The organism is Aggregicoccus sp. 17bor-14 (genome assembly GCF_009659535.1).
Lineage (GTDB): Bacteria > Myxococcota > Myxococcia > Myxococcales > Myxococcaceae > Aggregicoccus.
Window position 1 is genome coordinate 65,534 of record NZ_VJZZ01000023.1, and the last position, 26,374, is coordinate 91,907.

The 26,374-nt window shown below is 73.8% G+C and carries 20 protein-coding genes; 12 read left to right on the forward strand and 8 right to left on the reverse strand.

The annotated features are described in order from the left end of the window. Window positions 1–183 precede the first annotated feature (183 nt). Window positions 184–945, forward strand: coding sequence for an SDR family NAD(P)-dependent oxidoreductase (locus FGE12_RS28825; RefSeq protein WP_153869861.1), 762 nt, complete (start codon window positions 184–186; stop codon window positions 943–945). A 7-nt stretch (window positions 946–952) separates the two neighbouring features. Here the strand turns inward: FGE12_RS28825 and FGE12_RS28830 are convergent, their stop codons facing one another. Together FGE12_RS28830 and FGE12_RS28835 are read right to left on the reverse strand one after the other, a co-directional pair. After that, window positions 953–1,888, reverse strand: coding sequence for a hypothetical protein (locus FGE12_RS28830; RefSeq protein ID WP_153869862.1), 936 nt, complete (start codon window positions 1,886–1,888; stop codon window positions 953–955). Between the two features lie 133 nt (window positions 1,889–2,021). Further along, complete coding sequence (locus tag FGE12_RS28835; RefSeq protein WP_153869863.1) at window positions 2,022–2,810, reverse strand: ParA family protein; 789 nt, start codon at window positions 2,808–2,810, stop codon at window positions 2,022–2,024. 668 nt (window positions 2,811–3,478) lie between these two features. Between FGE12_RS28835 and FGE12_RS28840 the strand changes: the two genes are divergently transcribed. Beyond that, entirely contained in the window at window positions 3,479–4,927 is a 1,449-nt protein-coding gene (locus tag FGE12_RS28840) for an alpha/beta fold hydrolase (RefSeq protein WP_153869864.1), read from the forward strand. A gap of 2 nt (window positions 4,928–4,929) precedes the next feature. Here FGE12_RS28840 and FGE12_RS28845 read toward each other — a convergent pair whose 3' ends face one another. Next, window positions 4,930–7,284 (reverse strand): hypothetical protein, encoded by a 2,355-nt coding sequence (locus FGE12_RS28845; protein ID WP_153869865.1) that lies wholly within the window; start codon window positions 7,282–7,284, stop codon window positions 4,930–4,932. 294 nt (window positions 7,285–7,578) lie between these two features. On the opposite strand from FGE12_RS28845, the gene FGE12_RS28850 reads away from it, so the two are divergent. After that, window positions 7,579–10,326 carry a DNA/RNA non-specific endonuclease gene (locus FGE12_RS28850; RefSeq protein WP_153869866.1) on the forward strand — a complete coding sequence of 916 codons (2,748 nt, stop codon included), beginning with the start codon at window positions 7,579–7,581 and terminating at the stop codon, window positions 10,324–10,326. Window positions 10,327–10,339: 13 nt separating this feature from the next. On the opposite strand, the gene FGE12_RS28855 is transcribed toward FGE12_RS28850, so the two are convergent. Continuing rightward, on the reverse strand, window positions 10,340–11,125 hold the full coding sequence (locus tag FGE12_RS28855; RefSeq protein WP_153869867.1) for an SDR family NAD(P)-dependent oxidoreductase: 786 nt from the start codon (window positions 11,123–11,125) through the stop codon (window positions 10,340–10,342). Between the two features lie 126 nt (window positions 11,126–11,251). Here FGE12_RS28855 and FGE12_RS28860 point away from each other — a divergent pair, with 126 nt between their 5' ends. Together FGE12_RS28860 and FGE12_RS28865 are read left to right on the forward strand one after the other, a co-directional pair. Further along, window positions 11,252–12,181: a LysR family transcriptional regulator gene (locus tag FGE12_RS28860; protein WP_153869868.1), complete on the forward strand. Its 930-nt coding sequence runs from the start codon at window positions 11,252–11,254 to the stop codon at window positions 12,179–12,181. 113 nt (window positions 12,182–12,294) lie between these two features. Then, complete coding sequence (locus FGE12_RS28865) at window positions 12,295–12,774, forward strand: hypothetical protein (protein WP_153869869.1); 480 nt, start codon at window positions 12,295–12,297, stop codon at window positions 12,772–12,774. Between the two features lie 3 nt (window positions 12,775–12,777). On the opposite strand, the gene FGE12_RS28870 is transcribed toward FGE12_RS28865, so the two are convergent. After that, the gene (locus FGE12_RS28870) at window positions 12,778–13,695 is read right to left on the reverse strand and encodes a G1 family glutamic endopeptidase (protein WP_194798380.1); all 918 of its coding nucleotides are present in this window, start codon (window positions 13,693–13,695) and stop codon (window positions 12,778–12,780) included. 296 nt (window positions 13,696–13,991) lie between these two features. On the opposite strand from FGE12_RS28870, the gene FGE12_RS28875 reads away from it, so the two are divergent. From FGE12_RS28875 to FGE12_RS28885, 3 genes are all read left to right on the forward strand, one after another. Continuing rightward, the gene (locus tag FGE12_RS28875; protein WP_153869871.1) at window positions 13,992–15,593 is read left to right on the forward strand and encodes a hypothetical protein; all 1,602 of its coding nucleotides are present in this window, start codon (window positions 13,992–13,994) and stop codon (window positions 15,591–15,593) included. Between the two features lie 167 nt (window positions 15,594–15,760). Next, complete coding sequence (locus FGE12_RS28880; RefSeq protein WP_153869872.1) at window positions 15,761–16,537, forward strand: hypothetical protein; 777 nt, start codon at window positions 15,761–15,763, stop codon at window positions 16,535–16,537. Between the two features lie 4 nt (window positions 16,538–16,541). After that, window positions 16,542–17,114 (forward strand): hypothetical protein, encoded by a 573-nt coding sequence (locus tag FGE12_RS28885; RefSeq protein ID WP_153869873.1) that lies wholly within the window; start codon window positions 16,542–16,544, stop codon window positions 17,112–17,114. Between the two features lie 56 nt (window positions 17,115–17,170). Here FGE12_RS28885 and FGE12_RS28890 read toward each other — a convergent pair whose 3' ends face one another. Next, a complete protein-coding gene (locus FGE12_RS28890; RefSeq protein WP_153869874.1) occupies window positions 17,171–19,336 on the reverse strand; it encodes an alkaline phosphatase in 2,166 nt (721 codons plus the stop codon). A gap of 137 nt (window positions 19,337–19,473) precedes the next feature. On the opposite strand from FGE12_RS28890, the gene FGE12_RS28895 reads away from it, so the two are divergent. After that, window positions 19,474–20,766, forward strand: coding sequence for an amidohydrolase family protein (locus tag FGE12_RS28895; RefSeq protein WP_153869875.1), 1,293 nt, complete (start codon window positions 19,474–19,476; stop codon window positions 20,764–20,766). A gap of 281 nt (window positions 20,767–21,047) precedes the next feature. Beyond that, window positions 21,048–21,479, forward strand: coding sequence for a hypothetical protein (locus FGE12_RS28900; RefSeq protein WP_153869876.1), 432 nt, complete (start codon window positions 21,048–21,050; stop codon window positions 21,477–21,479). Here the strand turns inward: FGE12_RS28900 and FGE12_RS30150 are convergent. Next, complete coding sequence (locus FGE12_RS30150) at window positions 21,476–22,912, reverse strand: hypothetical protein (RefSeq protein ID WP_194798381.1); 1,437 nt, start codon at window positions 22,910–22,912, stop codon at window positions 21,476–21,478. The genes FGE12_RS28900 and FGE12_RS30150 overlap by 4 nt on opposite strands. Window positions 22,913–23,187: 275 nt before the next feature. Between FGE12_RS30150 and FGE12_RS28910 the strand changes: the two genes are divergently transcribed. Beyond that, window positions 23,188–24,495 (forward strand): hypothetical protein, encoded by a 1,308-nt coding sequence (locus tag FGE12_RS28910; RefSeq protein ID WP_153869877.1) that lies wholly within the window; start codon window positions 23,188–23,190, stop codon window positions 24,493–24,495. Window position 24,496: 1 nt separating this feature from the next. On the opposite strand, the gene FGE12_RS28915 is transcribed toward FGE12_RS28910, so the two are convergent. Continuing rightward, entirely contained in the window at window positions 24,497–25,474 is a 978-nt protein-coding gene (locus tag FGE12_RS28915) for an NAD-dependent epimerase/dehydratase family protein (protein ID WP_153869878.1), read from the reverse strand. 223 nt (window positions 25,475–25,697) lie between these two features. Between FGE12_RS28915 and FGE12_RS30820 the strand changes: the two genes are divergently transcribed. Beyond that, window positions 25,698–26,255, forward strand: a complete 558-nt coding sequence (locus FGE12_RS30820; RefSeq protein ID WP_153869879.1) for a hypothetical protein — start codon at window positions 25,698–25,700, stop codon at window positions 26,253–26,255. The last annotated feature ends 119 nt before the right edge of the window (window positions 26,256–26,374 follow it).

A 26,374-nucleotide genomic window follows, 5' to 3' on the forward strand; every position in this document is an offset into this window, starting at 1 on the left:
AACGCGTTCAGCATCGAGACGCGCGCGGAGTCCTGCTCGGTTCATTCTCGCTCCCTGAGCGTGCGCTCACGCTCTCCCGGGTGCAGCGGCGCACCTGCATCGTGGGGACGAAACCCCTGCGGAGACCACCCTACTCCTCCGCGGCCTTGCGCAAGGGTCCCACGCGCGCGAGCCTCCGCGGCCATGGACCTGGGACTCAAAGGACGCGTGGCGCTGGTGACGGGGGCGAGCCGCGGCATCGGCGCGGGCATCGCGGCGGGGCTCGCCGCGGAAGGGTGCCGGCTCGTGCTCGTGGCCCGTGGGAAGGAGGCACTGGAGGCGCACGCCGCCTCCTTGCGCGCGAAGGGCGCCGAGGTGCACGCGCTCTCGCTCGACCTGCTCGAGCCCGAGGCCGCCGCGCGCAGCGTGCAGGAGACCCTCGCGCGCTTCGGCCAGCTGGACGTGCTGGTGCACAACCTGGGCGGCAGCCGCGAGGGCGACGACGACGCGGCGTGGGACTTCACCCTGGACGTGAACCTGGGGGTGGGCGTGCGGCTCGCGCGCGAGGCGGGCGCGCACATGAAGGCGCGGAGGCAGGGCGTGATGCTCTTCGTCACCTCCATCTCCGGCTCGGTGGTGGGCGGCAGCAAGCCCGCCTACAACGTGGCGAAGGCGGCGGAGATCATGTTCGCGCGCACGCTCGCGCACGACCTCGGGCCGCACGGCATCCGGGCGAACTCCATCTCGCCCGGCTCCATCCTCTTTCCCGGCGGCAGCTGGGACCGCCGCATGAAGGCGGACCCCCAGCGCATCGAGGCCTTCCGCGAGGAGAACTTCCCCCTCGGCCGCTTCGGCACGGTGGAGGAGGTGGCCCACGTCGTCACCTTCCTCGCCTCCGACCGCGCGAGCCTCGTGAGCGGCGCGGACATCCGCGTGGACGGCTGCCAGCTCTACCCGTCCGTGTAGCGCGCGTTCAGCGCTCGAAGAGGGCGCGGGCGCCCGGGTAGTCCACGGTGATGCGGAAGTAGTGCAGCGCGCTGCCGCCCAGCGCACCCTCGGTCGGCTTGTCCATCCACTGCGCCATGTACTCGTGGAAGGCGCGGTCGGGGCGCAGCGTGAACCACACGGGGCCCACCTCGTGGCCCGCGACGCTCAGGTGCGGCACCTGGATCATCGGCGCGCCGGTGCCCGCCTCCGCCGCCTCCACGTAGCGCCAGTCCGGGTGCCGGCTGCGCCAGCGCTCCGCCACGCTCTTCGTGATGAAGCTGGTGGCGCGCTCGCCCGCGGCCACCTTCAGCGCCTTCGCCGCGTCCGCAGTGAGGCGCGTCTGGGCGCCGGTGTCGAAGAGCAGGTCCAGCGGCTCTCCGTCCACCTGCACCTGGATGCGCGCGAACGCCGTCTCACGCTTGCCGTCCTTGCCCACGCGGAACCCCAGCGGCACCACGTGTGTGCCCTCCATCGGCGGGGCCTTCGCGTGCAGGAGCAGCTGTCCGCGGGGATAGTCGAAGGTCCACACGCGCCCCGCGAACCACTCCTGCCCGAGCATTCCGTCCCAGCCCGCCGGCACCGGTGAGCCCTCCTGCTTCGGCATCACCCCGAAGGTGCCCTCGAGCGGCGCGGGGATGCCCTGGCCGGGGCGGAACTCGGGCAGCGCGGTGAGCACCTCGCGCTTCTCCTCTCCTTGCGCCTCGGTGCGCGTGGGGAGCTTCAGCTCCTGGGCCACGGCCTGCGTGAGCCACAGCCCGCCGCCGGTGTCCGTGTAGAGGTTGAGCGTGCGGCCGGAGCGCGTCACCGGCCGCGCGAAGAAGGTGCCCTCGACGAGGCGCGCGGGCAGGCGCTGCACGGAAGGCCGGGCCTCGGGTGAGGCGCCCGCGACGGAGAGCAGGACGGCGAGCGTGGGCAGGTTCATGTGGGCATGTCCAGGCGTGAAGGGCCGCAGCAGCGGCCACCTGGAGTACGCCCAAAGGGCGCCCGCATTGCGGCCCCCATCGTGAAGAAGTGTGTCTCAGCGTGCAGCCGTGCACCCAGGGGGGCGCCGCCGCTCAGCGCGCCGCGGGCCGGCCCAGCCCCACACTCTTGCCCAGCTCGAGCGCGAGCGCGCGCAGCTCCTCGACGCCCGTGGCATTCGGGCTCGTGTCGAACACGACCTCGTACGCGAGCCCTGCCTGGTTGATGGCCTCCGAGCGCGGCACGCGGGCGCGGGCCACCGGCACGCTGAGCTCGGCGAGCGCGCCCTCCATCGCCTCGTTCGTCGCGGTGGTGCGCCGGTCCCACAGGTTCACCACGGCCATCAGCGTGCCGCCGTCGCGCCCGCCGTCGCGCACCTCGCGCCACGCGGTCTCGATCTCCCCGAGCCCCTGCAGCGCGAAGGCACCCGTGGGCACCGGGGCCACCACCGTGTCCGCGTACGCGAGCACCGCCTCCGTGTACGCGCCGATGTTGGGCGGCGTGTCGATGACCACCACGTCCGGCGTCCAGGAGAGCGTCTTGAGGGCGCGTGGCAGCGCCTGCAGGCGGTGGCCCCACGAGAACAGCTCGCGCTCGATGGCCGCCATGCGCAGGCAGGCAGGCGCGATGAAGAGGTGCTCGGGGCGCTTGGGCGCGGGCACCAGCACCTCGTCGAGCCGGTGGCGCGGGCGGGGGCCGAAGGTGTCGCCCACGCAGGGGCGGTCGCCGGGCTCCAGTCCCAGGACGAGGCTCGCGTGCGCCTGGGGGTCCAGGTCCAGCAGCAGCACCCGGTGCCCCGCGTCCGCGAGCGCCGCGGCCGTGTGCACGCACAGGGTGGTCTTACCCACGCCGCCCTTGATGGTGGAGAACGCAATCGAAGCCATGGCGCTTCTCATACACCGCCCGCGCGCCCGGGCGCAGGGTGGGCCCGCGGACCACACCGCTGCGACGGCAGGTCGCTTCCTCGGCCCCTGGAGGAGACGGGCGGGACGGTGGAGCTTCGCCCTGCCGAGCGCGCACGGGCGTCGGTCTGCGCGGCGCTCCGGGGGCGCACGGCGCTGGACGAAGTGTTCCGTCCACGCCCTCCGCGCCTCGATCTAGGCCGCTCCCGGCTACCCGAGCCCTCGAGGAGGGTAGGGCCTACCGGAAAACCCCCGACATCTCAGAACAGGCGCGCGCAACTTCGCGGCCGGAGGGGTGCCCCTGCCGGTCGCAGGTCGGTGCGCCGACAAACCTCGGGAGTTTTCAAAACCCCCGAGGTTCGTATTTAGCGACGCACAGCACTTCGCCCGACACCCCTCCCCTCTCACGCATCCCCGGAGCGCCTCGGACGGCGACGCCCTGCCGGAATTGGGCACGGGCGGAAGGAGCCCGTCCCCTCCGCGCTCCTTTCCCTGCCAGTGACGTGCGGGGCAGTACCGACGTCTCGTGCACCCCCTCGAGCAAGGCCAGCGTCCAGCACCCGGCGCCCGTGCCACGCCGTCCCTGCGCCCGTGGGAGCGCTCGGGCATGCTCGCCCGCGCAGCCGCTCACTCTGGAGGGGGACCACACCATGCTGCTCAAGCAAGACTTCTACGCGCAGGAGGTGTGGCCTGGCTGGCTCAACGACATCCGCAACTCCGCGCGCCGGGCCATCCTGCTGCACGGCACCATGGGCAGCGAGCTGTACGACCGGCAGCGCAAGGACACGCTCTGGGTCGACACAGGGCTGTGGCACGAGGTGGACAACCTCGCCTTCGACCGGCTCTCGCCCGAGGGCAGCGTGGACTGCCAGGGCCAGTTCGTCTACGCGCGCTCCACGGTGAACCTGCCGGTGCTCGGCGAGCACTACGGCGACTACCTCGTCAGCGTGGGGCTGGGGCGCTTCAACTACGACTGGCGCGACAGCCTCGCCATCGAGGCGCAGCGCCTGCGCCTCTTCCTGCTGGAGCTGCGCAAGGACGGCAAGCCCCTGCACTTCGTCACCCACAGCATGGGCGGCTGCGTGCTCCTGCGCCTGCTCGCCACCACGCGCGAGTTCGACGACGCCATCGGCCACCTCGTCTTCATCGCCCCGCCCTTCTGGGGCGCGCTCAAGCCGCTGCGGGTCATCGAGGATGGCAACGGCACGCCCGCCGACTGGCTCATCCGCAACGCGGTGCTGCGCGAGTCCGCCGCGAGCCTGCCCGGCCTCTTCAACCTCATCCCCGCCCCGGCAGAAGTCTGGCCCACGCGCCTGCCGGGGCTCGCCACCGCGCTGCAGTACCCGGTGCGCACGGGCGAGGACCTCTACCGCCGCAGCTCCTGGACGAACCTGTACCGGCCCGAGCTGCGCGACACGCTGCTGCGCTTTGCCCGCAGCCACTACGAGCTCACGCGCGCGAAGGCCCTGGACGTGGCCCAGCGCTTCAGCTCGCGCATCACGGTCATCGTGGGGCTCAACGGCAAGACCGAGCACGCGGCGCAGCGGGATGCGAGTGGCGACTGGACGGTGCACTCGCTGCCGCGCGCCCCCGCGGGCAAGCTGAGCAACGGCGACGGCACCGTGCTGCTGCAGTCCTCGCTGCTCCCCGGGCTGCCCACCTCCTGCTACTGGGCCTACGTGCCGCCGGTGCGCGAGGACTCGCACGGTGGGCTGCCCAACGAGCCGCTGGTCATCAACGCCATTCGCTCGGTGTTCGCGAACATGCCGCTCGACCGCAGCGGCCTCGTGCCCTGGGACCGGTTCATCGGGGACATCGACTTCGGTCCCGAGGCGGCCGGTGCGCCCCCCCCCGCGCCGCTGCAGGACCTGGACTACCAGGAGCGCGCCCGGATGCGCACGAAGGTCCCGGTGGCCGAGTGGGGCGAGCAGCTCAACCCGGGCGGCGAGGACGACCGGCTCTTCCACGCCACACGCCAGTCCGCCCTCAAGGTGCTGGGCGGCGCGGACCTGCGCACCGAGGCCGCGCGGCTCGGGGTGAGCTACCGCTTCCTCCTCGAGCACCTGCAGTCGCTCGTCGCCCCCGCGCTCTTCGGCTGACGCTAGGCGCTGACGCTGCCGAGCCCCAGCCGCGTGGGGCTCTCCCGCCGCTCGGGGCGCGGCGGCGTGCGCCCGGTCCCATTGCGCGGGGCGGGAGGCGGCGGCTCGCCGAGCGAGATGACCCGCAGCCACGCCTGGAAGCCTGCCTCGGTGCGCAGCGGCGCGAGGTCCGGGTCGCTCCAGAGCCACCACAGCCGCCCGCTCGCGAAGGGGCCGTGCGAGTCGCGCAGCGCGCAGGTGAGGTGGCGCGTCGCGCGGGCCACGAGCCGCGTGCGCTGCTCGCCGCCCTCTCCGGTGGGGGGCAGCTGCGCGAGCCGCAGCGAGAGGGCGCAGGCAAGGTTGTAGTGCACCACCGCCCAGCCGCCCGCCTCCAGGCGCGTGGCCCGGTGCGCCTCCTCGCAGAGCCTCGCCTCGCGCCGCTCGAAGCGGTCGCGCCGCCACGCGCGCTGCAGCCCCCGCTCCTCCGGCTCCAGCGCCACGCGCCGCAGGTCGAGGCACAGCTGCGCTGCGGCGAGTGCCTGCTGCAGGGCGCGCCTTCGCCGCGGCGAGCCCAGCACCGTGCGCCACAGCCTCCGCCGATCCGAGGTGCGGCTGAGGCTCCAGCCCAGCACGCGCCAGCGCACGGTGGCGTGCAGCCGCTGCAGCCGCGCGTGCGCGAGCGCGAGGAGGAAGCGCTCGAGCGCGAGGGGCTCCTGGCCCAGGCGCGCGCACTGCCCGGCGCTCGCGAGCCCGCGCCGCTGCAGCGTGCCGCACAGCTGCGCGAGCGCGCGGCAGCCCTCGGGCGTGGGGGCGAGCACGGACGGCGCCCAGGTGCCCACGGCCGAGCAGGTGGCGGTGAGCCGGTACTGGGCGAGCAGCATGCGCGGGAAGCGCTCCTCCAGCTCGAGGTACAGCTCGAGTGCGGAGACGAAGTCCCCCCGGGCCTCGCAGGTCTCCGCGAGCTGCAGGCGGGCGAGCCCGTTGCCCCGGCTGCGCTGCGACGCCGCGCGGAAGTGCCCGGCCGCCCGCGCGAGCGCGGCCTCTGCATCCTCCCCCCGCGCGTCCAGCGCCGCCACCCCGCGCCAGTACTCGCGCAGCGCCGTGCCGTCCGCCTCGCTCCAGCGCATCCACTCCGGCAGGTCGGGGCTGAGCGCGAGCGCGGCCTCGGCGGCGGCGTAGGCGGCCTGCTCCGCGGCGGCCTCCGCGCTCGCCTCCCAGAAGGTGTGGGCGAGCACCGTGCGCTGGGAGCGCAGGTCCGTCACCTGCACCCGAAGCCCCACGCGCGGCGCCGGGGGCGGCGTGGACGGACGCCTCCCGAGGAGGAAGGAGCGGCGGCGCGGGGGCGGCGCGGGCGCGGGTGGAGGGACGAGCACGGTGGCGCTGAGGCGCAGGCCGCTCGGGGGCACCACCACGTGCACGAGGAAGGAGGCGGCGGTGGCCACCCAGCCGGTGCGCTCCAGCGCGGGCGTCTGCAGCAGCTCGCGCCAGTACACCAGCGAGCCGCCGGGCAGGCGCGGCGGCACGTGCGGCGCGCTGCGCAGCACGTACTCGCCCGTGAGCCGCTCGAGCTCGGGCCGGCGCTTGCCCCCGGGCTCCTCGAAGACGCCCACCTGCAGGGCGGGCAGGGTGTGGCGCAGGTTCACCGCCTCGAGCAGGCGGTAGAGCGCGAGCAGCAGCACGGCGAGCCCGATGAGGCTCGCGCGGTCCAGCTGCGCGCCGGGCGCGTGCAGCGCGGGCCCCAGGAGCCTTCGCCCCACCCGCTCGCGCAGCACGAGCCCCGCGGGCCCTGCCTCCTCGCCGCTCTGCGGGAAGGCGACCACCACCGCCCCGAACAGCAGCAGCCCCAGCGCCACGCACTGGAAGACGCGGCGCGAGCCGAGGCGCGCCGCGAGCCCCAGCACGGCGGCGTTCACCGCGAGCAGGGGCAGCAGCGGGCTGAGCCAGGCGTAGGGGCGCAGCGCGGGGAGGTCCAGCGTGAGCGCGCGCCACAGCCGCTCGGCCGCCGGCGCATCCAGGCCGTAGAGGAGGAAGAGGAGCCGCGCGAGCGCCGCGCCCACGCCCAGCGCGAGCAGCAGCAGGGGCACGTAGGGCCAGCCCAGCGCGGCGAGCCGCGGCAGGCGCGCGCCCAGCGCCGGCACCCGGGCCGCGGCGAGGGAGAGCAGCACGAACGCGGCGAGCAGCAACGGCAGCAGCACGTGAGGCCGCAGCGCGAGTGCGGCGAGCAGCGAGGTGAGCATCGGCACCGCGGGCAGCGACAGCAGCGCAGAGTGCAGCAGCGGAACGGGCGCGAGGAGCGAGCTCAGGAGAAACACCGAGGTCAGCGGTGCCGGCGCGAGCAGCAGCAGCACGAGCGAGGTGAGCAGGGCTGCCAGTGGCATGGAGCTCCTCCGCGGCCATCGGAGATGGCGGACGCCGTGGCGTGCGCCGCACGCTGGGGTCGCGCACGCAGTGGCGGCAAGCGCACGGCGGAGCGGGCTCGCGCTCGGGTGTGCGGGAGGAGCACGGGCCGCGGGAGGAGGCCGCGAGCCTCCGCTCCAGCGGCGGCCCACCCGACGCAGCGCCGCGCCGGTCGCCGCTTCTTTCGCGAGATGCCGGCCCCAGCTTTGCCGCGCCCGCCGCGCGCACGCCGCGCACCCGCACCTCTGCGCCCCGGGTACGAGAGGGAAATAGTCATGGATGCCAACGGACTCAAGAGCTTCGCCTTCCACCGCCACGGCCAGGCCGAGCTGGCGGCCTCGCTGCGGCCGCCACCGCTCGCCGGCATCGAGCCCGGCGGCGATGCGCTCCCCTTCTCCGCACTGGGCGCCGAGGCCGCCGCGCGCCGCTACCTGAGCCGGGCATTCGAGAGCGAGCGCCTCCCCTCGCTCGAGCCGGTGAGCGTGGCGGGCCAGGCGAGCGAGCTGCAGACGCTGGGCACCGAGGTGCTGCCCCTCACCGGGACGCGCACGGTGAAGTTCCGCCAGGTGCTCTCGCGCATCCCGGTGTACGGCTCGCTCGTCACAGTGGAGCTGGACCAGGGCAACGAGCTGCTCGCCATCAACTCGAACCTCGGCGAGCCCGCGGGCGTGGACCCGGTGGCGCGCCTCTCGCCCGCGCAGGCGATGGACGTGGTGGCGCAGAAGGCCGGCGAGCGCGCGCGCCAGGCGGTGCCGCGGCTGCACTACTACTTCGAGCCGGGCGCGCGCCGCTGGCACCTCGCGTACGTGGCCGAGAACGTCTGGACGCGCGAGGGCACCCTCTTCGACTTCGTGGTGGACGCGCACGACGGCAGCCTGGTCGCGGCGCTGCCGCGCAACCAGAGCGCGCTCGAGCCGCGGCCCGGCACCGGCGGCAACGGCAAGGGCCTCCCGCTGCCGCTCGGTGAGCCGCCCGCGCTGCCGCGCACCCCGGCCGCCCCCGCTCCGGCGGATGACTCCGGCCTGGAGGAGGCGCGCGACGGGCGCGGCCAGCTGCGGCGCTTCGGCGCGAGCACCGAGGGCGCGCGCAAGCAGCTGCACGACGCGCGCTTCAACGTGCACACCTACGACTTCGGCTTCCGCGACCTGCTCACCGACGACAAGGGGCTGCCGGGCAGCTACGTGGAGCTACCTCCCGAGCCCTGGAGCAGCGCCGGCGTGAGCGCGCACGCGAACGCGGTGGAGGTGGCGCGCTTCCTGCGCGAGGTGCTCAAGCGCGAGGGGCTGGACAACGCGGGAGGGCCGCTCATCTCCAGCATCCAGTGCGCGTGGGGAGGCTCGGGGCCGGGCACCGAGTGGCGCAACGCCGCGTGGATCGGCACCCAGATGGTGTACGGCCAGCGCAAGGTGGGCGAGGAGCTGGTCTCCTACGCGGTGGCGCTGGACGTCGTCGCGCACGAGATACTGCACGGCCTCACCGACCACAGCGCGCGCCTCCTCTACGCAGGCATGAGCGGCGCGCTCAACGAGAGCTACTCGGACATCTTCGGCATCCTCGTCTCGAACCTCGCCGTCGCGGACCGCGAGCGCTGGAGCTGGGAGATGGGCGAGGAGCTGGACGCCTCGGGCGTGCCCATCCGCGACCTGCGCGACCCCACGCGCTGCGGCCAGCCCGCGCACATGGACGAGTACCGGCAGCTGCCGGTGGACCGCCCGCACGACTGGGGCGGCGTGCACGTGAACAGCGGCATCCACAACCGCGCGGCCTACCTGCTGCTCAGCGCGAAGGACGCGGCCGGCGACTGGTGCTTCTCGCCCGCGCAGGTAGCGGCCCTCTTCTACATCGCGCTCACCCAGTACCTCTCGCGCACCTCGGGCTTCGGCGACAGCCGGCGCGGCGTGGAGCTCGCCGCGCGCAGCCTCTTCCGCCAGGACCCCGCGCTCGAGGAGAAGCTCGCCGCAGTGGCCGCCGCCTTCGACGGCGTGGGCATCCGCGAGGGCCTGCAGACCCCCACCCTCCCCGCTCCGGCTCCGGCCGCGAGCGCGCCGGATGACGCGGGCGGGCTCGCGGGGCTCGAGGTGATGCTCGCCGCGGCGCCCTCGCTGGTGATTCCCTACGACCCGGACTTCCTCGGGGGCGGCTTCCAGGTGCCCCTGCCCATGCTGACGGCGCGCCTGCGCGAGGACGCCTTCGAGAAGGGCCGCGTGCTCGACTACGTGCACTACTCGCTCGCGATGAATGCGCGCAGGCGTACGGCGCTGTTCAGCGCGTGCAACGTGGACGCCTCTCGCATGGTGCGCATGGGGCGCGAGGGGATGCCCTGGCTGCTGGACCCGCGCCTGCCAGCCTCCGCGCAGCTCGGCCCCATCTACTACGCGAACAACGCGTGGGACCGCGGCCACCTCACCCGGCGCCAGGATGCGCTGTGGGGGCCGGTGCGGGTGGCGCGCGAGGCGAACGCCGCGACCTTCTATTACGCGAACGCGGCGCCCCAGCACGAGAACTTCAACCAGGACGAGTGGGCGGCGCTGGAGGACTGGGTGCTCGAGCGCGCGGCGGACGTCTCCTACCGCCTGTGCGTCATCACCGGGCCGGTGCTGCAGGACGACGATCCACCGCTGCGCGACGCGCAGATCCCCGCGGCCTTCTGGAAGGTGGTCGCCCTGCGCGACGCGACGGCGGACGGAGACGACCTCTCCGTGGTGGCCTTCCTCATGAAGCAGGCCCCGATGGAGAAGGACAAGGTGGGGCGCGAGCTGCTGCACCTCAAGCGCTACCAGGTCACCGTGGCAGCAGTGGAGGAGTGGACGGGGCTGGACTTCGGGGCGCTGCGCGATGCGGACGAGCTGGCCTGGTCGCCGCTCGCCCTCGCCGGCGCCGAGCCCTTGCAGGTGTTCCGCCCCATCGAGCGCCCCGAGGACATCGTCTTCAGCGGCTCGCGCCGCCGCGCCGCGGGAGGCCAGATTCAGCCGCTGCGCGCCGCCGCACCGCAGCCGCCCCGGCCCGGCAGCTTCGTGCACTGAGCGGCGCCGCGCTTCAGAGCGGCGGGCGGTTGCCGGGCACGGTGAGCCCTCCGTCCACCGCGATGCTCTGTCCCGTGACGTACGCGGCGGCGTCCGAGCACAGCCACGCGGCGAGCGCCGCCACCTCCTCGGGCTGGCCGTAGCGCCGGGCGGGCGTCGCCTCGAGGAAGGGGCGGCCGGCCACGCGGTCCTCCGGGTCGAGGAAGCGCCGGAACATCTCGGTCACGATGTAGCCCGGCTGCACCGTGTTCACCCGCACCCGGTGCGCGGCGAGCTCGACGGCCGCCGCGCGCGAGAGCGCATCGATGCCGCCCTTGGTCGCCGAGTAGAGGCTGCTCCCGGCGAAGCCCCCCTGCGCGAGCCAGGAGGAGGTGCTCACGATGGCGCCGCCCGTGCCCTGGGCGAGCAGTTGCTTCGCCTGCGCGCGCATGCTCAACCAGGTGCCGCGCAGGTTGGTCGCGACGAGCGCATCGAAGTCGTCCGCGGTGCTCTCCGGGAGCGGCGCGAAGCGGCCCTCCGTGCCGGCGTTGTTGAAGGCGGCGTCCAGGCGTCCGAACTCGCTCACCGCCCGGCCCACCAGCGCGTCCACCTGCGCCTCCACGGCCACGTCCGCGGCGACGAACAGCGCCTGCGCACCGGAGCGGCGCAGCTCCGCGGCAAGCGCCTCGCCGCGCTCCACCCGCCTGCCGGCCAGCACCACCCGGGCTCCCTGGGCCGCGAAGAGCCGCGCAGCAGCCTCGCCGATGCCCGACGTTGCACCCGTTATGAGACACACCTTGTCCTGCAGCAGCTGCACCATGTCCGTCTCCTGTCGAAGGCGGGGAAGGCCCCCACGACGCAAGGGATAGCGGCTCACGGGCCGCCGGAGCGCAGCGCTCTTGGCGAAGGACTTTTGCAGGAAGCGCAAAAGTGCCACGCTCGGAGGATGGTTCAGCTCGAGCAGATGCGCGTCTTCGAGGCGGTGGTGGCCGCAGGCAGCTTCTCGCGCGCGGCGCTGCAGCTCGGGGTGTCGGTGTCGCGGGTCTCGCGCACGGTGGAGGCGCTCGAGGGCGAGCTGGGTGCGCTCCTGCTGCAGCGCACGACGCGCAGCATGGCGCTGACGGAGGCCGGAGCGCTGTTTCGCGAGCGGGCCCGGCGGCTGGTGAGCGAGGCGGAGGCGCTGCAGCGCAGCGTCTCGGACCAGGCGCGCGCGCCGCAGGGCACGGTGCGGGTGAGCGTCTCCAACCTGCTGGGGCAGCTCCACGTGCTGCCGCTCGTCCCCGAGCTGCTCGCGCTGCACCCGGGCCTCACCCTCGCCCTGGACCTGAGCGACCGGGTGGTGGACCTCTCCGCCGAGGGCTTCGACGTGGCGATCCGCATCGGGCCGCTCGCGGACACGTCGCACGTGGCGCGCAGGCTCGGCTCCACGGACCGGCAGTGGCTGTGCGCGGCACCCAGCTACCTCGCGGCCCACGGTATTCCGCGCCACGAGCAGGAGCTGGAGCAGCACCGAGCAGTGCTCGTCACCAACGGCGCGCTCGAGCCCTACCCCTGGTACGTGCGCCGCAAGGGCCGCAAGGCCCGCCCCCTGCGCCTTCCCGCGAGGGCCCTGGTGTCCCAGCCCCTCGCGTACAAGGATCTGCTCGTCGCGGGCCTGGGATTGGGCCTGGTCTACGACTGGGCGGTGGAGCGGGAGGTGAGCGCCGGCACCCTGCAGCGGGTGCTCCCCGAGGTGGACCTCTCCTACGAGCCGGAGCCCGGAGGGGAGATCTTCCTGCTGTACGCAAAGGACCGCTTCGCCTCGCCGCGGGTGCGCGCAGTCGTGGACTTCTTCTCGCGGCGCCTGCGCGCCATCCTCTCGCGCGCCCCGGCCTAGCGGCGGAGCGTGGCCCGCTCCGCCGCCTGCCCTCGCGTCGAGCACTCGGGAGGTCTGCCGCGGCCGGGCTCCTGCCCTACCTTCGAGCAGGACCCCTTCGCGAGCGAGGCCCCATGGCAGCGAGGAAGAAGAGCAGCAGCACGAAGCGCACCGGCAAGACCGCGGCGGCCCAGGGCCTGCTCCCAGAGCCCTCGCGTCTTCCGCGGCCACCCGCGAGTGGCCCCGCGACGCGCAAGGTGAAGGCGAGCCCCTCCGCGCCCTCGCGCGTGGGCCGCACCGCGAGCGCGAGCAGCGCCGAGGCGCGCGCCCTGCTCGGCCTCTCCCAGGGCACGCCCGGTGCGGGACGGCGCGCCGAGGGCGAGCGGCCCGAGGGCGCACGGCGTAAGCGGGCCCCCAGCGCAGATGAGCTCGCGCGCGAGGCGGTGCGCCGGGAGCGGCCGCTCTCGGGCGGCGCGCTGCAGGACCTCAACCTGCGCACGGGCCGCGATCTCGGCGCCCTGCGCGCCGCGGCGAAGGGCGCGGCCCCGGCGGGCCGCGCCACCTCGCGCACGCAGAAGGACCGGGGCGGCACCTCGCTGCGCACGCGGCGCTGAGGCTCAGGGTCCCGCGTACGCGATGCGCACCATCGTGTCCGAGAGGATGCTCGGGATGGCCTGGTCCTGGGTGCCGTCCAGGTTGGTGAGGAACACGGGCTGTTCGGGGTGGTGGATGACGGGGCTGTCCGTGGTGCCCGCGTTGCACTCGTCGAAGTAGTACGCGCCGAAGCGGGCGACGAAGGGCCCGTCGAAGTCGATGATCATGTTCCCCACCGCCCAGCCCGCGGTGTCCGCGGTGAGCTCGGTGCCCGAGGGCGCGGTGACGAAGAAGGTGGAGACGGTGCGGCGGGTGAGGTTGTGGAAGTAGAGCCGCGCGCGCACGTGCGAGCCCAGGTCGAGGCAGATGACGCACGAGAGCACGTCGCCCGGCTCGGCCGGCAGGTTGGTGACGGCGTGGCGTGACCCGGGCGACCACTGCCACCACACCCCGTAGCTGTACTGCAGCTGAGCGCCGGAGCGCGCCACCCGGATGTCCCAGCCCGCGAAGAGGTTGCTCGTGGAGCTCTCGCCGAAGAGGCCCATCCACGTGGAGCAGCCCTGTGCGTTCGCGTCCACGGGCGCCTGGTAGATGTGCGGGAGGGTCCAGGTGCCCTGGATCCAGCGCATCGTCCCCTGCGCCGCGGGCGCCGTCACCGTGGCGCCGCCCATGTGGTTGTGGCGCTGGGGCGGCAGGGCCGGGGCGAGCGGCAGGTCCAGCGGGCCGGCGACACCGGGCTGCCTCCGGAACTTCGGCACCACCACGGTGAGGGGCGCCGAGAGCACGCGGTCGAAGTACTGCTGCAGCGGAGCCTCGCGCGGGCGGGGCGGGATGCCGTAGCGCAGGCGGGTGCGCTCGCTGGCCTTGCTCGCGTCGAAGCCGCGGGGCGGCGCGGCGTAGGTGCGGACGACGGATTCCTTCGCCTTCGCTCCCCGCTTCACTGCGGGCCTCCTTGCTCCGCGGCTCTTCGCTCCTCGTGCGCTCGCCATCGTGCGGCTCCTCTCGGGTCCTGCGGTGGATGTCCCCGAGCGTGGGCGCACGGAGACGCCCCGCACCATGCGCCCGGGGTGCGAGGCCTCTCGCCTCGCGTTCACCCGAGAAGGAAAAGCACAGCGCGAGCGAGTGCGGCCGCAGAGCACAGCCCTGGCACGCCTCGGGCAGCTCGACGGAGGTCCGAGTGAGGAGACCGGCGCTCTCGCGGAGCTCGCTCCTTGCCCGTTCTGCTAGTGTTGCGCCGATGCACCGTCGCCCGCTTTCCGCTGCGCTCCTCGCGCGGAGCACCGCAGCCCTGCTCCTCACCGCCTCGGTTCAGCTCTCCTGCACGGCATCCACTTTGCGCGAGGACGCTGGGACGATCGAGGACTCAGCCACCCGCGACGCGGGTGGGGATGTGCTCGACGCAGGCCGCGATGCCGGCGACGGCACCGATACAGGCACCGATGCGGGCGACGACACCGACGCAGGCTCCGACCTCGATGCGGGCATCGCCGTGGGTCCGCCCTGCGAGAAGACGCAGGGAGTCTGTGCAGGCGCGGCGCATGCGCGGCTCGAGGACGGCGGCTTCGAGCCCACCTGCACCGCCCTGTCCTACGGCTCCGACTACGAGCCGGCCGAGACGCGATGCGACGGCCTGGACAACGACTGCGACGGCGAGACGGACCGTCACTGGGCCACGCTGTTTCCGCGCAGCGAAGGCTCGACATGGAACGTCCCGGTGGCGCGCATGGATGGCGGCTATGTCGCGCTCGCGCAGGAACGCGACGGCGGCTTCAGCCTGCGCCGCTTCGACGATCAGCTGGAGGCCCTTGCCGAGCCCGAGCCCTTGAAGCCGGCCGGAACGGGTTACCTGGATGGCCCGGCGCTCTTGAACACAGCGCAGGGAATCGCCCTGACCTACGAGCGGCGGGGCCAGCAAGACGTCACCGATTTCTACGTGCCGCTCTCCGCGGAGGGCCTCCTGCTGCGGGGCAACGACGGCGAGCCCTTCTACTCGTCGCTGAACACCACGCCTGGCTTCCCCTATGGGTCGCTGCGCACCGCTCCTTCGTTCGACGGGAGCAAGGTGCTGGTGTCGTTCCACGAGACCGATGCCGGCACTCCCTTCATGGCGTATGCCACCGAGGTACTGGGGCTCGTCACCGACCCGCTCGGCAACATCGTCACACCGCGCACCTCGCTGATGCGGGTGCGCGTCGAAGGGGCGGGGCTCTTCCCGAAGAGCGTTCTGGGTGTCGAGGACGGCTTCGTCCTCGCGGTGAGCGAATGGCCCCCCGAGCTGGGGATGGCGTTCACGTTGCGTCTGCAACGCTTCTCCAGCGCGCTCGCGCCTGTGGGCAGCGAGCGCACCATCGAGCTGCTCTCGGAGACCGACGCCCACCTGGCGAACGTTCCGGCAGACCCCGGCAGTGGGGGGCCCCCGCAGCCCGTGCTCGTCTACCGGGAGTCCTTCGCGGACGGAGGCTCCGGACTCTTCGTGGTCCGCAACCTCTTCGACGGCGGAGAGCCGGAGGCCTGGAATGACGTTGCCGCGGACACGGCGTTCCTCCGTGCCCTGGGAACGCCGCGCGGGTTGCAGGTGGCATGGAAGACCGTGACCTACTGCCCGGAGTGCATCTCCCCGACTGGCATCCGCGGCACCTCCCGCGGCCGCGTCTTCGCCCGCGGCGAGGACTCCGGGGTCGTGGACCTCACCCCGAGCACGGCGGACCTCGACTTCGACCCCTACGCCCGCCCCGGCGTCGGACTCACCGCGGGGCCCGACGGCTGGATGACCTTCTTCCTGCCGGTGCTGCAGGAAGGAGGCGTGGAACTGCGCGCCGTGAGCTACTGCGCGCCCTGAAGCAGCGCGCCCGCCCGCCCGCCTCCTCCCGGGCCAGCGGGCCGGCGCGGCAGTCCGTGCCCGCCGTCGCTACATTTGGCCCATGGAAGGCGGGCGTGCGCGCCGCGCGCGTGGCGCGCTGCGCCCCCGGACGCTAGGGTGCCCGGCGCCCCTTCCCCTGGGACCCCATGAGCAAGAAGCCACGAGGCACCGAGAGCAGCGACTTCGTCCACCACTTCGAGGGCGCCTCCACGCTGGACGGCCTGCTCGAGCTGGCCGGCAGCCCCTACGACACCGAGGCGGTGCTCGCGCTGATGAAGGAGGCGCACGCGGACGGCGCCTCCTCCAGCGAGCTCATCCCGCAGCTCTTCGAGGGCCCGCCGCGCTTCCCCTCCCCGGACGTGGCGCGGCTCATGTACCAGAACCTGCTCGGGCTCTGGGACCTGGTGGCCGAGGGCAAGGGCGTGCGGCTCGAGGACGAAGGCCCGCGCCCGCCGCGCCCCAAGCGCGAGAAGGCCCCGGCGCCGAGCCCCTTCGCCCCGGGCGAGCCGGACGCGGCCTTCGTGGAGGCCGCCTCGCGCCACCTCGAGGAGGACGTGCGCGCGCGCGAGCGGCTCACGCACCTGTTCGACAACCGGCAGGACCCGCTCCTGGGTGCCCTTGACGGCGCGGGGCTCACGGACGAAGGATACGCCGTCGCCCGCTACCTCCTCTTCGAGCTGTTCGCGATGCTGGAGCTGGGCTGGCCCGCGGGCGTCGCAACCGTGCCGCCCGGGGCGCTGGCCACCGCACCGACGCCGGACGCTCCTCCGGTGCCGGCGGCCCTCGCGACCTACGCCGAGGACGCGCTGTTCGAGGCGGAGCACGACGAGGAGCATCCGCTGGTCCCCGAGGAGCTTGCGCCGGTGCGCAACCTGGTGACCCGCGGGCTCGCCGCGCTGTGGCAGGCGCGCAAGAAGGGATGACGTGATGGCACGCGACAGGGACGGTGGCGGCAGGGACGGGGACGGCGGCGGCTTCAGCGGCCGGCGCAACAAGAGCTGGCGGGAGATCGACGCGCAGCGCGGCAAGAGCCGCAGCCACTCGCGCCAGGACGACCCCGCGCAGCAGCGCATCGAGCGCAGCCCCACCTACGAGAAGTACAAGCAGGCCGCGGACGCGCTCTTCACCGGCGGCGAGCTGCCCGAGGGCCTCGCGAAGACCTTCGACCCCGAGGGCAAGCGCAAGGCGCAGAAGGACGCACTCACGAAGGTGCGCGAGGCCGCCGGCGACCGCAAGCTCTGGGTGCAGAGCGTGCTCGACTACCTGGAGAAGTACCCGGAGCTGCCCGAGGACGCCTACTTCCTCGACTCGCTGCTGGACCACCCGCGCGAGCGCATCGTGGACAAGGCGCTGGGCAAGCTCGAGGAGCTCGAGGCCGCGGGCAAGCTGAAGGCGAAGGTGCCCACCAGCCTCGAGCAGCGGCTCAAGAGCGTGGAGCTCACCGCGGGAGACCCGGACACGCAGGAGCGCGCCAAGGCCCTGCGCGCCAAGCTGCGCTGAGCGCGCCCCGGGAAACGGGGTGAGGGCGCTGCGCCCCCACCCCGCCCCTCACGCCGCTACGCCGTGCGCGTGTTGGGGAAGGTGAACACCTGCGTCGTGAACTTCGCCGCGAGCTCGCCTTCGCGCGTGGAGTAGTCGGTGCCCACCTCGGCCTCGGGGATGAGGTGGAAGGTGGCCTTGGCCTCCTGCGCGCCCAGCTCCACCAGCACGAAGCCGTGGTGGTCGGTGTTCGTGTAGACGATGTCCGGGTTGCTGTCCCGCAGCGTCTGGTCCAGCCCGGTGACCACGTAGCCGTAGAAGGGCGTGCCCTTGCCGGTGGGCAGGCCGGTGTTCTGCACCGCGTTGCCGATGAGCGTGCGGATGGGCGCTGACGTAATGGCCGGGGCGGTGAGCGCCATGTTGCTCTTGGCCGCGTCGATCTTGCTCACGAAGGCGGCGTGGATGTCCCCGGAGAGGAAGAGCGTGTTCTGCGCGCCCTTCGCCTTCAGCTGCCCGAGCAGCTCGGCGCGGCGGTTGGGGAAGCCGTCCCACTGGTCCACGTCGAAGTAGAAGTTCTGCTTGAGCAGGTCCAGGCCCAGGTCGGTCTTCTGGCTGAGGTCCAGGGGCATGCTGGTGAGCGACACGGAGCTGACCACCGCGCGCCAGGTGCTGGCGGTGTTGCCCAGCTGCTCGTAGAGCCAGGCCTGCTGCTCGGCGCCGAGCACGTTCTCGCTCTTGCCCTGCGTGCGCGCGTAGAGGTAGCCCGCGTACAGGTCGTAGAGCGGCTTCACGGCGAAGTAGCGCGAGCCCACGTCGCTGAAGGCGTTGAGCTTGGCGAAGTGCACGTACGCGACGCCCTTCTCCTTGCCGCTGGGGTCGATGGGCGCCTGGCCCAGCTGCGCGAGCACGCCGTTCACGTACTGCAGCGCGAGCTTGCCCTTCACGGCCGCCTGCGCCTTCGCGCGCGCCTCCTGCCCGATGAGCCCGGCCTTCTGGTACGCCGCGGTGAAGAGCCCCTCCACCGCCTGCGCGACCAGGGCCTTCTGGTTCGCGTACTGCGGCTCGTCGATGTCCACGTACGCGAAGGTCGCGGCGGGCAGCGTGCCCACCAGGCCGGGCGCCACCGCGTTGAGCGTGGCCTGGTCCATCACCACCGTGCCGGGGAAGGCCTCCTCGGGGATGAGGTGGTCCGGGCGGTAGCTGCGGTAGTCGGTGATGACCAGGTCCAGGTGCTTGCCGAAGCCGAAGCGGCGCCAGAGCTTGGTGTTCGGGTAGAGCTGGTCGCGCGTCGTCTCGAGCGCGCCGCCGTTGCCGGCGGTGCCGGTGTCGATGGGCAGGTACTCGAAGAAGGCCTGCTCGGCGTTGCCGCGGCGCTCCGCGTCGGTCTCGTCCTTGAGGCCGTCGAAGTAGGTGGCGGTGGCGCCCCACGAGTCGTCCGCGAACTCGTGGTCGTCCCAGATGACGATGAAGGGGTAGAGCTCGTGCACCTTCTGCAGGACCTTGTCCGAGCGGTAGGTGCGGTACAGGTCGCGGTAGTTGCTCAGGGTCGAGGCCGCGAGGTACGCGCTCGCGCCGCTGCCCACGGGGATGGCGCCCACCGGCTCGCTGAAGGTGATGCGCCGCGAGGCCGCGCCGCCGCTCTGGAAGCTCGGGTCGCCGCTGGTCTCGTACACGTAGTCGCCCACGCACAGGACGAAGTCCAGGTCCGTGTCCAGCTGCAGCAGGCGCTGGTAGGCGTTGTAGTAGCGGCCGATGTAGTCCTGGCAGTTGGCGACGGCGAAGCGCACCGGCGTGTCCGAGCCCTCGGCGGGCGCGGTGCGGGTGCGGCCCGCCACGGTGGCGTAGCGCACGCCGTCACGCTCGTGGGTGAAGCGGTAGTAGTAGGTCGTGCGCGGCTCCAGGTTCTCCACGCGCACGCGCAGGCAGCCGTCGTGCTGCTGCAGCGCCTGCAGGCCCTGCGCGTCCACCACCAGCTGGTCGAAGGTGTTGCTCTTGGAGACCTCGAGCCGCAGCGAGAGGTCCTCCTTGCGGTCCGGGTTCACGCCGCGCACCCACAGCACCACGCTGTTCGGCTTCGGGTCGCCGGAGGCCACCGACTGCGGGAAGTAGCGCTCGCCGGACTGCAGCTCGCCGCCGCCGTTGCTGTCGTCGCTGCATGCGCTCAGCAGGCCGCTGCCGGCGCTCGCCGCGCTCACCACCACGATGCTCTTGAGAATCGATCGCCGCGTGAAGCCTGAGGTCATGCTCATCCGTCCTGGGTGAGGTGAATGGGGACGCATCATGGTCAAGGTCCGGCGCGGGACCTGCAACAAATCGGCAGGGACATGGGGGCGGGGGGGAGTTGACGGCGGGCCCGGGTGCTGTTCCATCGTTCGCCCCCATGCGCGCCCTCCTCCCCGCCCTGCTGCTGCTCTGCCTCGGTGCCCACGCCCAGCCTGCCGCCCCGGCCCCCGCTCCGGGGCCTCCCGCGCCGCTGCTGCTTCGCCCCGCGCGCGTGTTCGACGGCGAGAGCGTGCACGAGGGCTGGGCGGTGCTGGTGCGCGGCGAGCGCATCGAGGCGGTGGGGCCGGCGGCGAGCGTGAAGGCGCCCGCGGGCGCGCAGACGGTGGAGCTGCCCGGCAGCACGCTCTTGCCCGGGCTCATCGAGGGCCACAGCCACCTGCTGCTGCACCCGTACAACGAGACGCCGTGGAACGACCAGGTGCTCAAGGAGAGCCTCACGGTGCGCGTGGCGCGCGCGACGCAGCACGCGCGGGCGACCCTGATGGCGGGCTTCACCACGGTTCGCGACCTGGGCACCGAGGGCGCGGGGGATGCGGACGTGGGGCTGAAGCAGGCGATTCAGCAGGGCATCATCCCGGGGCCGCGCATGTACGTGGTCACGCGCGCGCTGGTGGCGAGCGGCTCTTACGGCCCCAAGGGCTACGCGGCGGAGTGGGAGGTGCCGCAGGGCGCGGAGGAGGCGGACGGCGTGGACGCGCTGGTGCGCGCGGTGCGCCGGCAGATCGGCGCGGGCGCGGACTGGATCAAGGTCTACGCGGACTACCGCTGGGGCCCGCGCGGCGAGGCGCGCCCCACCTTCTCGCAGGAGGAGCTCGCGCTCATCGTGCAGACGGCGAAGAGCGCCGGGCGCCCGGTGGCGGTGCACGCGAGCACCGCGGAGGGCATCCGCCGCGCGGTGCTCGCCGGCGTGGAGACGGTGGAGCACGCCGACGACGCCACGCCCGAGGTGCTGCGCCTGATGGCCAGCCGCAAGGTCATCCTCTGCCCCACGCTCGCCGCAGGGGACGCCATCCAGCAGTACCGCGGCTGGAAGAAGGGGCAGGACCCCGAGCCCGAGTCCGTGCGCCTCAAGCGCGAGTCCTTCCGCGCCGCGCTGCAGGCGGGCGTCCCCATCTGCGCCGGCAGCGACGTGGGCGTGTTCGCGCACGGCGACAACGCGCGCGAGCTCGAGCTGATGGGCGCCTACGGGATGAGCCCGGTGCAGGTGCTGCGCGCGGCCACGCTCGTCAACGCGCGCATGCTGCACGAGGAGGCGCGCCTCGGGCAGGTGAAGGCGGGGCTGCTCGCGGACCTGCTCGCCGTGGACGGAGACCCCACGAAGGACCTCTCCGCGCTGCGGCGCGTGCGCCTGGTGATGAAGGGCGGCGCGGTGGTGCGCCGCGAGCCCTGAAGCGCGCGGGCCCGCGATGGCGAGGAGCCCGGGAGTTCCCCGTGTCCCCGCGCATCCGCGCGCTGCGCCGCAGCGCGCACGCCGCGTGAGGCAACCCGGCCACCGCGCGTGAGCGCGGGCCGCAGGGCGTAATCGTTACCGTGCCGAGTGCGCCTTCGGGGCGGCCCGGGCGTAAACGTTACGGTCTCGCCCCCGCAAGGGGACTGGTAGAAGGCGCTCCGCAAATCGCGCGCGGGGTGGGCCTGGAGGCAGGCGCCCCGCCAACGCACGGAGTGGGCGACGTGGCGCAAGAAATCCGCAGCGAGCGGGCGGGAGAGCGCGTGTGGGCGACCGCGCTCGGGCGCCTCGAGGTGCGCGTGCTCACGCCGGCGGTGACGCTCTTCGTGGAGCGGGGCATCCTGGACGCGAGCTTCTGCGCGCCGCTGCTCGAGCAGCTCGAGGCCACGCTCTCGCGCGCCGAGCGCCCGCGCCTCTTCGTGGACGCGGAAGGGCTCGAGGGCTACGCGCCGGAGATCCAGCAGCAGGCCACCGAGTGGCTGCACCAGCACCGCGCCCGCTTCGGGGTGCAGCACATGCTGGTGCGCTCGCGGCTCGCGCAGACGGGCGTGTCGCTCGCGAGCGTGCGGGTGGGCAGCGCGGTGCGAGGCTACAACGTGCGCGCCCCCTTCGAGGAGGCGCTCGCCGCGGCGGTGCGCGGCGAGCGCGAGCGCTAGTCCCCGCTGTAGATGCCGATGGCGCCGTTGCGGAAAGCCACCAGCATGCGGCGCGGCTGCCCCTCCTCCTGCAGCACCTGGATGTCCACCACGGCGCTGCTGGCGAGCTTGCCCAGCGCCTTGCCGTCGTAGTGCGTCCACGCGGTGCCCTGCACGCGCGTGAGGCCGCCCGCGCCGTGGCCCGCCCACACCGAGTGGTCCAGCGGGTCCGCGTGGAGCGCGAGCACGGTGGGGTTGCGCAGCGCCTGCTTGTACCAGGCGACCGCCTTCCCCTTGGGGTCCACGAGCGCGAGCCCCTGGGTGCTGGAGCCCGCCCACACGTAGCCGTCCGGCATGGGGGCGAGGCCGAAGGTGTCGTCCTTCACCTGCTGCTGCGGGAAGGGGTCGCGCGGCACGGCGTCCGGCCACACGTCCACGCGGTTGCTCTCTTTCTGGATGAAGTTGTCCGCGTCGTAGAAGCGGCGCGTGGTGCCCCAGGGGAAGCGCGCGCTGCGCTCGCGCCCGCCGAGCCACAGGTCGCCGTGGTCGTCCATGGCGAGCGCGTTGAAGTCACCCGAGCAGAGGGTCATCTTGTAGCACTGGCCTCCGGCGGTCGTGTACTCGCCCGAGCTGCAGCGCCCGCTCTCGTCCGGCGCGTGCGGCATCCAGCAGTTGATGGCCGGGTGGGTGTGCTCCACCACGAAGGTGCTCTCGGGGTCGCCCCACGCGACGCCGTGGTTGCCCGCGAACCACACGCTCTTCGTGGGCCCGTCGTAGAGGACGCGGAAGATGTTGCACACCTTCTCGCGCCCCTTGGGCTCGGCGGGCACCACGCCGGGGCCGCTGGAGATGTCGTAGTGCGCGCGCGCGAGCCCGCCGCCGGTGAGCCACACCCGGTCCGCGTCCCCCGTCTTCGCGGTGGCGAGGTCGCCGGAGACGTCCCACGCCATGTCGCAGCCGCTCGCGCCCATGTAGCCCACGAAGGCCACGCCTGCGGGGCCGCCCGAGATGGAGATGGCCTGCTGCGGGGCGTTGAAGCTCTCGAAGCGGCTCGCGCCCTTGCGCAGCACCGAGATGACGCTGCCGCCGGCGACCCAGATGTTGCCGCCCGCGTCCGCGCTCACGCCGTACACGCGCGCGGGCACCCCTTGCGCGCCGGTGAGGAACTGCCAGCCCTCGGAGCCGGCCACGCGCGCCGCGCCCTTCACGTCCTCGGGCACCTGCGTGGCGTAGGTAGGCGGCGGGGGCGGCTGCGGCGGCTCGGGCGGAGGGGGCGGCGGCAGGGGCGGCACGGGCTCCGGCTGCGGCGCGGGCTGCGGCGCGGGCGCCGGCTGCTCGTCGGGAGGCGCCACCTGGGCGGGGTCCGCGGCGTCACAGCCCGCCCCCAGCACCAGCGCCGCCGCCATGGCGCACCCCACCCTGCCCACCCGTCCCCAGCGCAGCACTCGGCCCATGTCCCCTCCTGAGAGTCGCCGCATGGGCAGCAAGCGAGGTGCCACGCGCGCGCTCCTGGGAAGGCGCCTCGAGTGCGGAAGTGCCCTGCCCACCGCGGGGCAGCCGGCCTCCCCGGGTGGGAAGCGGAAGCAGACGGGCGTGCAGGCGCAGGTCCGGGCGGGGGCTCGCGCGAGGGGCCCGGGCGAAAGGGTGGGAAAGCCCCGCGCCGGCGACATATTGGGGGCAGCCCGGCCGTTTCCCGGGCCCACCCCCCCAGAGAGGACGGCAGGCGCGCATGGCAGTGAGGCTGGTGCTGGCAGGACGCTACGGCGGAGCAGCGGGGCTGCAGTCTTCGGGGCTCCCAGGGGCCTCGGCCGAGGACGCGCCGCTGCGGTGGCTCGAGCGCGTGCAGGTCTGGGTGGCGCAGCAGGCGGGCGAGCTGCTCGAGGGCGCGCGCATGGACTCGGACGCCCAGGGCCGGCCCGTGCTGCGGCTGCAGCTGCACCCGGCGGCCGAGGAGGTCTCGGTGGTGGCGGCCGGCCAGCACCGCGTGGTGGTGGTGGCGGACACGACGGCGGTGGGCCCCGGCTACCACCGCTACCTGTGCGAGCTGCTGCACCGGCTCGGCGGCGCCTTCTCGGTGGCGTGGGCGGATGCGCACGCGGACGAGGGCGTGGGCGACCCCACCGGCTACTTCCACACCGGGGACGCGGCGCCGCTCGAGGGGCACATGCTCGCGTGGCTCGCGGACACGGCCGGCAGCGTGCTCGCGCTGCGCTCGCTGGGCCACGCGAACCTCGCGCTCTCGCTGCGCCCCGGCCACGCCTTCGACCCGGGCGGCGCGGCGGTGCTCACGCCCATGGGCCCGCGCGACGAGGCCTGGGTGCAGGCGGTGCACGAGGACCCCGCGCGCGGGCGCGACGTGTTCCCCTGGTGGGAGGAGGGCACGGGCCCGCGGGTGCGGCTGGGGCGCGCGCTGAGCCGGCTGTGGACGGAGATGGTGTGGCGCCCGCCCCTGCTCGAGGAGGAGCGGCGCATGTTCCGCAGCGTGGCGCGGCTGCTCGAGAGCGCGTGGCGCGAGGACCCGAGCCTCGCCTACCCGTGGCGCGAGTGGCGCGAGCTGCTGGGCTTCCTCGGCGTGGGCGGCACGCTGGCGGAGGAGGTGAGCCGCCAGGCCCTGCAGACGCCCGAGGGCCCGCGCATCGGCTACCGGCGCGGCACGGTGCAGGTGACGCTGCCGCAGGGCTGGGCCATCCGCATCCCGGGCAGCCTCGCGGAAGCCGTGCTGCCGGACGGCAGCTGGGTGGCGCGAGACCACCGCCGCAGCGTGCGCGTGCTCGCCGAGCGCGGCCTGCCCGCAGCGCTGGAGCACGGCGGCGAGTACGAGCACAAGAACGCGCGCGTCACCGGCTACGGCGACGTGGTGGAGGAGGGCGACAGCGGCCGGCTCACCGCCCTGTGCGATGCGGGCGACCGCCGCGCGCTCTGCATCGTCACCTACGACGACCTGGACGAGAAGGCGTGGGCGCTGGAGACCTGGCGCACCCTGGACGTGGAGCGCAGCGCCGCTCCGGCTCAGCCTCGCCCGCAGTACCTGTCCTGAGTCACACGAGTCCCTGCACCCGCATGGACTCCACCGTGCGCTTCACCCCGTCCGCGAGCGGCACGGACGCATAGCCCAGCTCCCGCTGCGCCTTGCTCGCGTCGATGCGCACGTCCCACATCACGAACGAGAGCTGCCCGGGCGCAATCAGGGGCCGCAATCCGAAGAGGCGCGCGAGGGGCGCACTCGCCGCGGCAAACACCTTCGCCACGGGCGCCGGCAGCGTCGGAGGCGGCTTGTCGGGCCGCCCCGCGGCGAGCAGGGCCGCGCTCGCGAGCTCCCGGATGGAGGCATGCCCATCGGCGAGCAGGTACCGCTCCCCCGGCCGGCCGCGCTCTGCCGCCACCACGTGTGCCTCGGCCACCGCGTCCACGTAGGCCACGGGCACGCCGCCCGGAGGCAGCGCGGGCGCCTTGCCCTGCAGCACCTGCAGGAAGATGGAGTTGAGCCCCACGTGCACGGGGCTGGGGCCGTACACGGCGCCCGGATTCACGTAGACGAGCTCGAGGCCCTGCGCGCGCAGCTTCTCGGCCTCGGCCTCGGCGGCCACCTTGGAGCGCTCGTAGGCGGTGGGCTTGGGGACGGTGTCCAGCTGCGTCTCCACCAGCGTGCCGCCGCGCGGCGCGCCGAACACGTCCATGGTGGAGGTGTAGACGACGCGCTGCACGCGCGCAGCGAGCGCCGCCTGCAGCACGTTGCGGGTGCCCTCGCGGTTCACCCGGTCGAAGATGCGCGCGTCCGGCTGCCACTGCTCGGGGAGGCCCGCGGCGTGGAACACCCAGCGCGCGCCGGCGACCGCGGCGGGCAGCGTGTCCGGCTGGGTGACGTCGCCGCGCACCAGCTCCACGCCCGCGGGGACCACCTTCTGCGCGCGCGCAGGGTCGCGCACGAGGGCCCGCACGTGGTGTCCCCGCTCCCGCAGCACGCGCGCGATCGCGTTGCCGATGAGGCCCGTGGCCCCCGTGACGAGCACCTGCATGGCGTACCCCTCCGCTGCGAAAGCACCGGTTCTAGCACCCCGGGTGACCCTGGCGCAGGGGGGGCCGGAGGGGTCCCGGAGCGCTCCGGAGCCGGAAAATCGGCCCCGCAGGCGCCCCCTCCGAGGGCCATCCGTCCGCTGGAGATCACCAAATCGAGCGCCGGCACTGGGACTTTGCGTGAGGCCTGACTAGGCTGCGTCCGTCCTTCTGAGGAGGAACCGCATGACCCACGAGACCCGCATGCCCCCGGATGTGAGCGCTGCAAGCCCCGACACCACGAACGCCTCGGTGACCGAGAGCACCGGCACTGGCCCCACCTCGGGTGCGGCCGGCGGCGGCGCTGCGTCCGGCGAGGGCGCCGGCACGGGCACCGGCGGCAGCATGGGCGGCAGCCCCACGGCGGGCGCGGCCGGCGCGATCCAGTCCCCCACCCCCGCCACCGGCGCGGGCGCGGCGCCGCGCAAGCAGGCCGGCAAGGCGGGCCCCGCGGCGCGCAAGAGCCCCACGCGCGCGAAGAAGACGGCCACCCAGGGCGCGGCGAAGAAGGCTGCCGGCGCGGGCCGTCCCGCGCGCGGCAGCATGAAGAAGGCGTCCGCGAAGAAGGCCGTGGCGAAGAAGGCCTCGAGCCGCGGCGCCGCCGGCGCGAAGAAGCGCCCGGCCGCGAAGAAGGCCGCTGCGAAGAAGACCGCCGCGCGCACCAAGGCCCCGGCCTCCAAGCGCCAGGCCGTGAAGCGCGCCACCGCGAAGAAGGGCAAGACGGCCCGCCGCGGCGGCCGCTAGTTGGACTGCGCGAGATGCGCACGCGCAGTGCGGCGTGCGCCCTTAGCGTGAGGGCGAGCGGGCGAGGTGGCGCGGAGGCGGGGCGCGCGCCCCGTGCGCGTGCCAGTGGCCCTCTCGGG

Coding starts and splice junctions, on each gene's coding strand:
- FGE12_RS28865 (WP_153869869.1), top strand. CDS start 12,295: ATGGCAGCGAGGAAGAAGAGCAGCAGCACGAAGCGCACCGGCAAGACC.
- FGE12_RS28890 (WP_153869874.1), bottom strand. CDS start 19,336: ATGACCTCAGGCTTCACGCGGCGATCGATTCTCAAGAGCATCGTGGTG.
- FGE12_RS28915 (WP_153869878.1), bottom strand. CDS start 25,474: ATGCAGGTGCTCGTCACGGGGGCCACGGGCCTCATCGGCAACGCGATC.
- FGE12_RS28880 (WP_153869872.1), top strand. CDS start 15,761: ATGAGCAAGAAGCCACGAGGCACCGAGAGCAGCGACTTCGTCCACCAC.
- FGE12_RS28835 (WP_153869863.1), bottom strand. CDS start 2,810: ATGGCTTCGATTGCGTTCTCCACCATCAAGGGCGGCGTGGGTAAGACC.
- FGE12_RS28885 (WP_153869873.1), top strand. CDS start 16,542: ATGGCACGCGACAGGGACGGTGGCGGCAGGGACGGGGACGGCGGCGGC.
- FGE12_RS28895 (WP_153869875.1), top strand. CDS start 19,474: ATGCGCGCCCTCCTCCCCGCCCTGCTGCTGCTCTGCCTCGGTGCCCAC.
- FGE12_RS28860 (WP_153869868.1), top strand. CDS start 11,252: ATGGTTCAGCTCGAGCAGATGCGCGTCTTCGAGGCGGTGGTGGCCGCA.
- FGE12_RS28875 (WP_153869871.1), top strand. CDS start 13,992: ATGCACCGTCGCCCGCTTTCCGCTGCGCTCCTCGCGCGGAGCACCGCA.
- FGE12_RS30820 (WP_153869879.1), top strand. CDS start 25,698: ATGACCCACGAGACCCGCATGCCCCCGGATGTGAGCGCTGCAAGCCCC.
- FGE12_RS28910 (WP_153869877.1), top strand. CDS start 23,188: ATGGCAGTGAGGCTGGTGCTGGCAGGACGCTACGGCGGAGCAGCGGGG.
- FGE12_RS28830 (WP_153869862.1), bottom strand. CDS start 1,888: ATGAACCTGCCCACGCTCGCCGTCCTGCTCTCCGTCGCGGGCGCCTCA.
- FGE12_RS28845 (WP_153869865.1), bottom strand. CDS start 7,284: ATGCCACTGGCAGCCCTGCTCACCTCGCTCGTGCTGCTGCTGCTCGCG.
- FGE12_RS28850 (WP_153869866.1), top strand. CDS start 7,579: ATGGATGCCAACGGACTCAAGAGCTTCGCCTTCCACCGCCACGGCCAG.
- FGE12_RS30150 (WP_194798381.1), bottom strand. CDS start 22,912: ATGGGCCGAGTGCTGCGCTGGGGACGGGTGGGCAGGGTGGGGTGCGCC.
- FGE12_RS28825 (WP_153869861.1), top strand. CDS start 184: ATGGACCTGGGACTCAAAGGACGCGTGGCGCTGGTGACGGGGGCGAGC.
- FGE12_RS28840 (WP_153869864.1), top strand. CDS start 3,479: ATGCTGCTCAAGCAAGACTTCTACGCGCAGGAGGTGTGGCCTGGCTGG.
- FGE12_RS28855 (WP_153869867.1), bottom strand. CDS start 11,125: ATGGTGCAGCTGCTGCAGGACAAGGTGTGTCTCATAACGGGTGCAACG.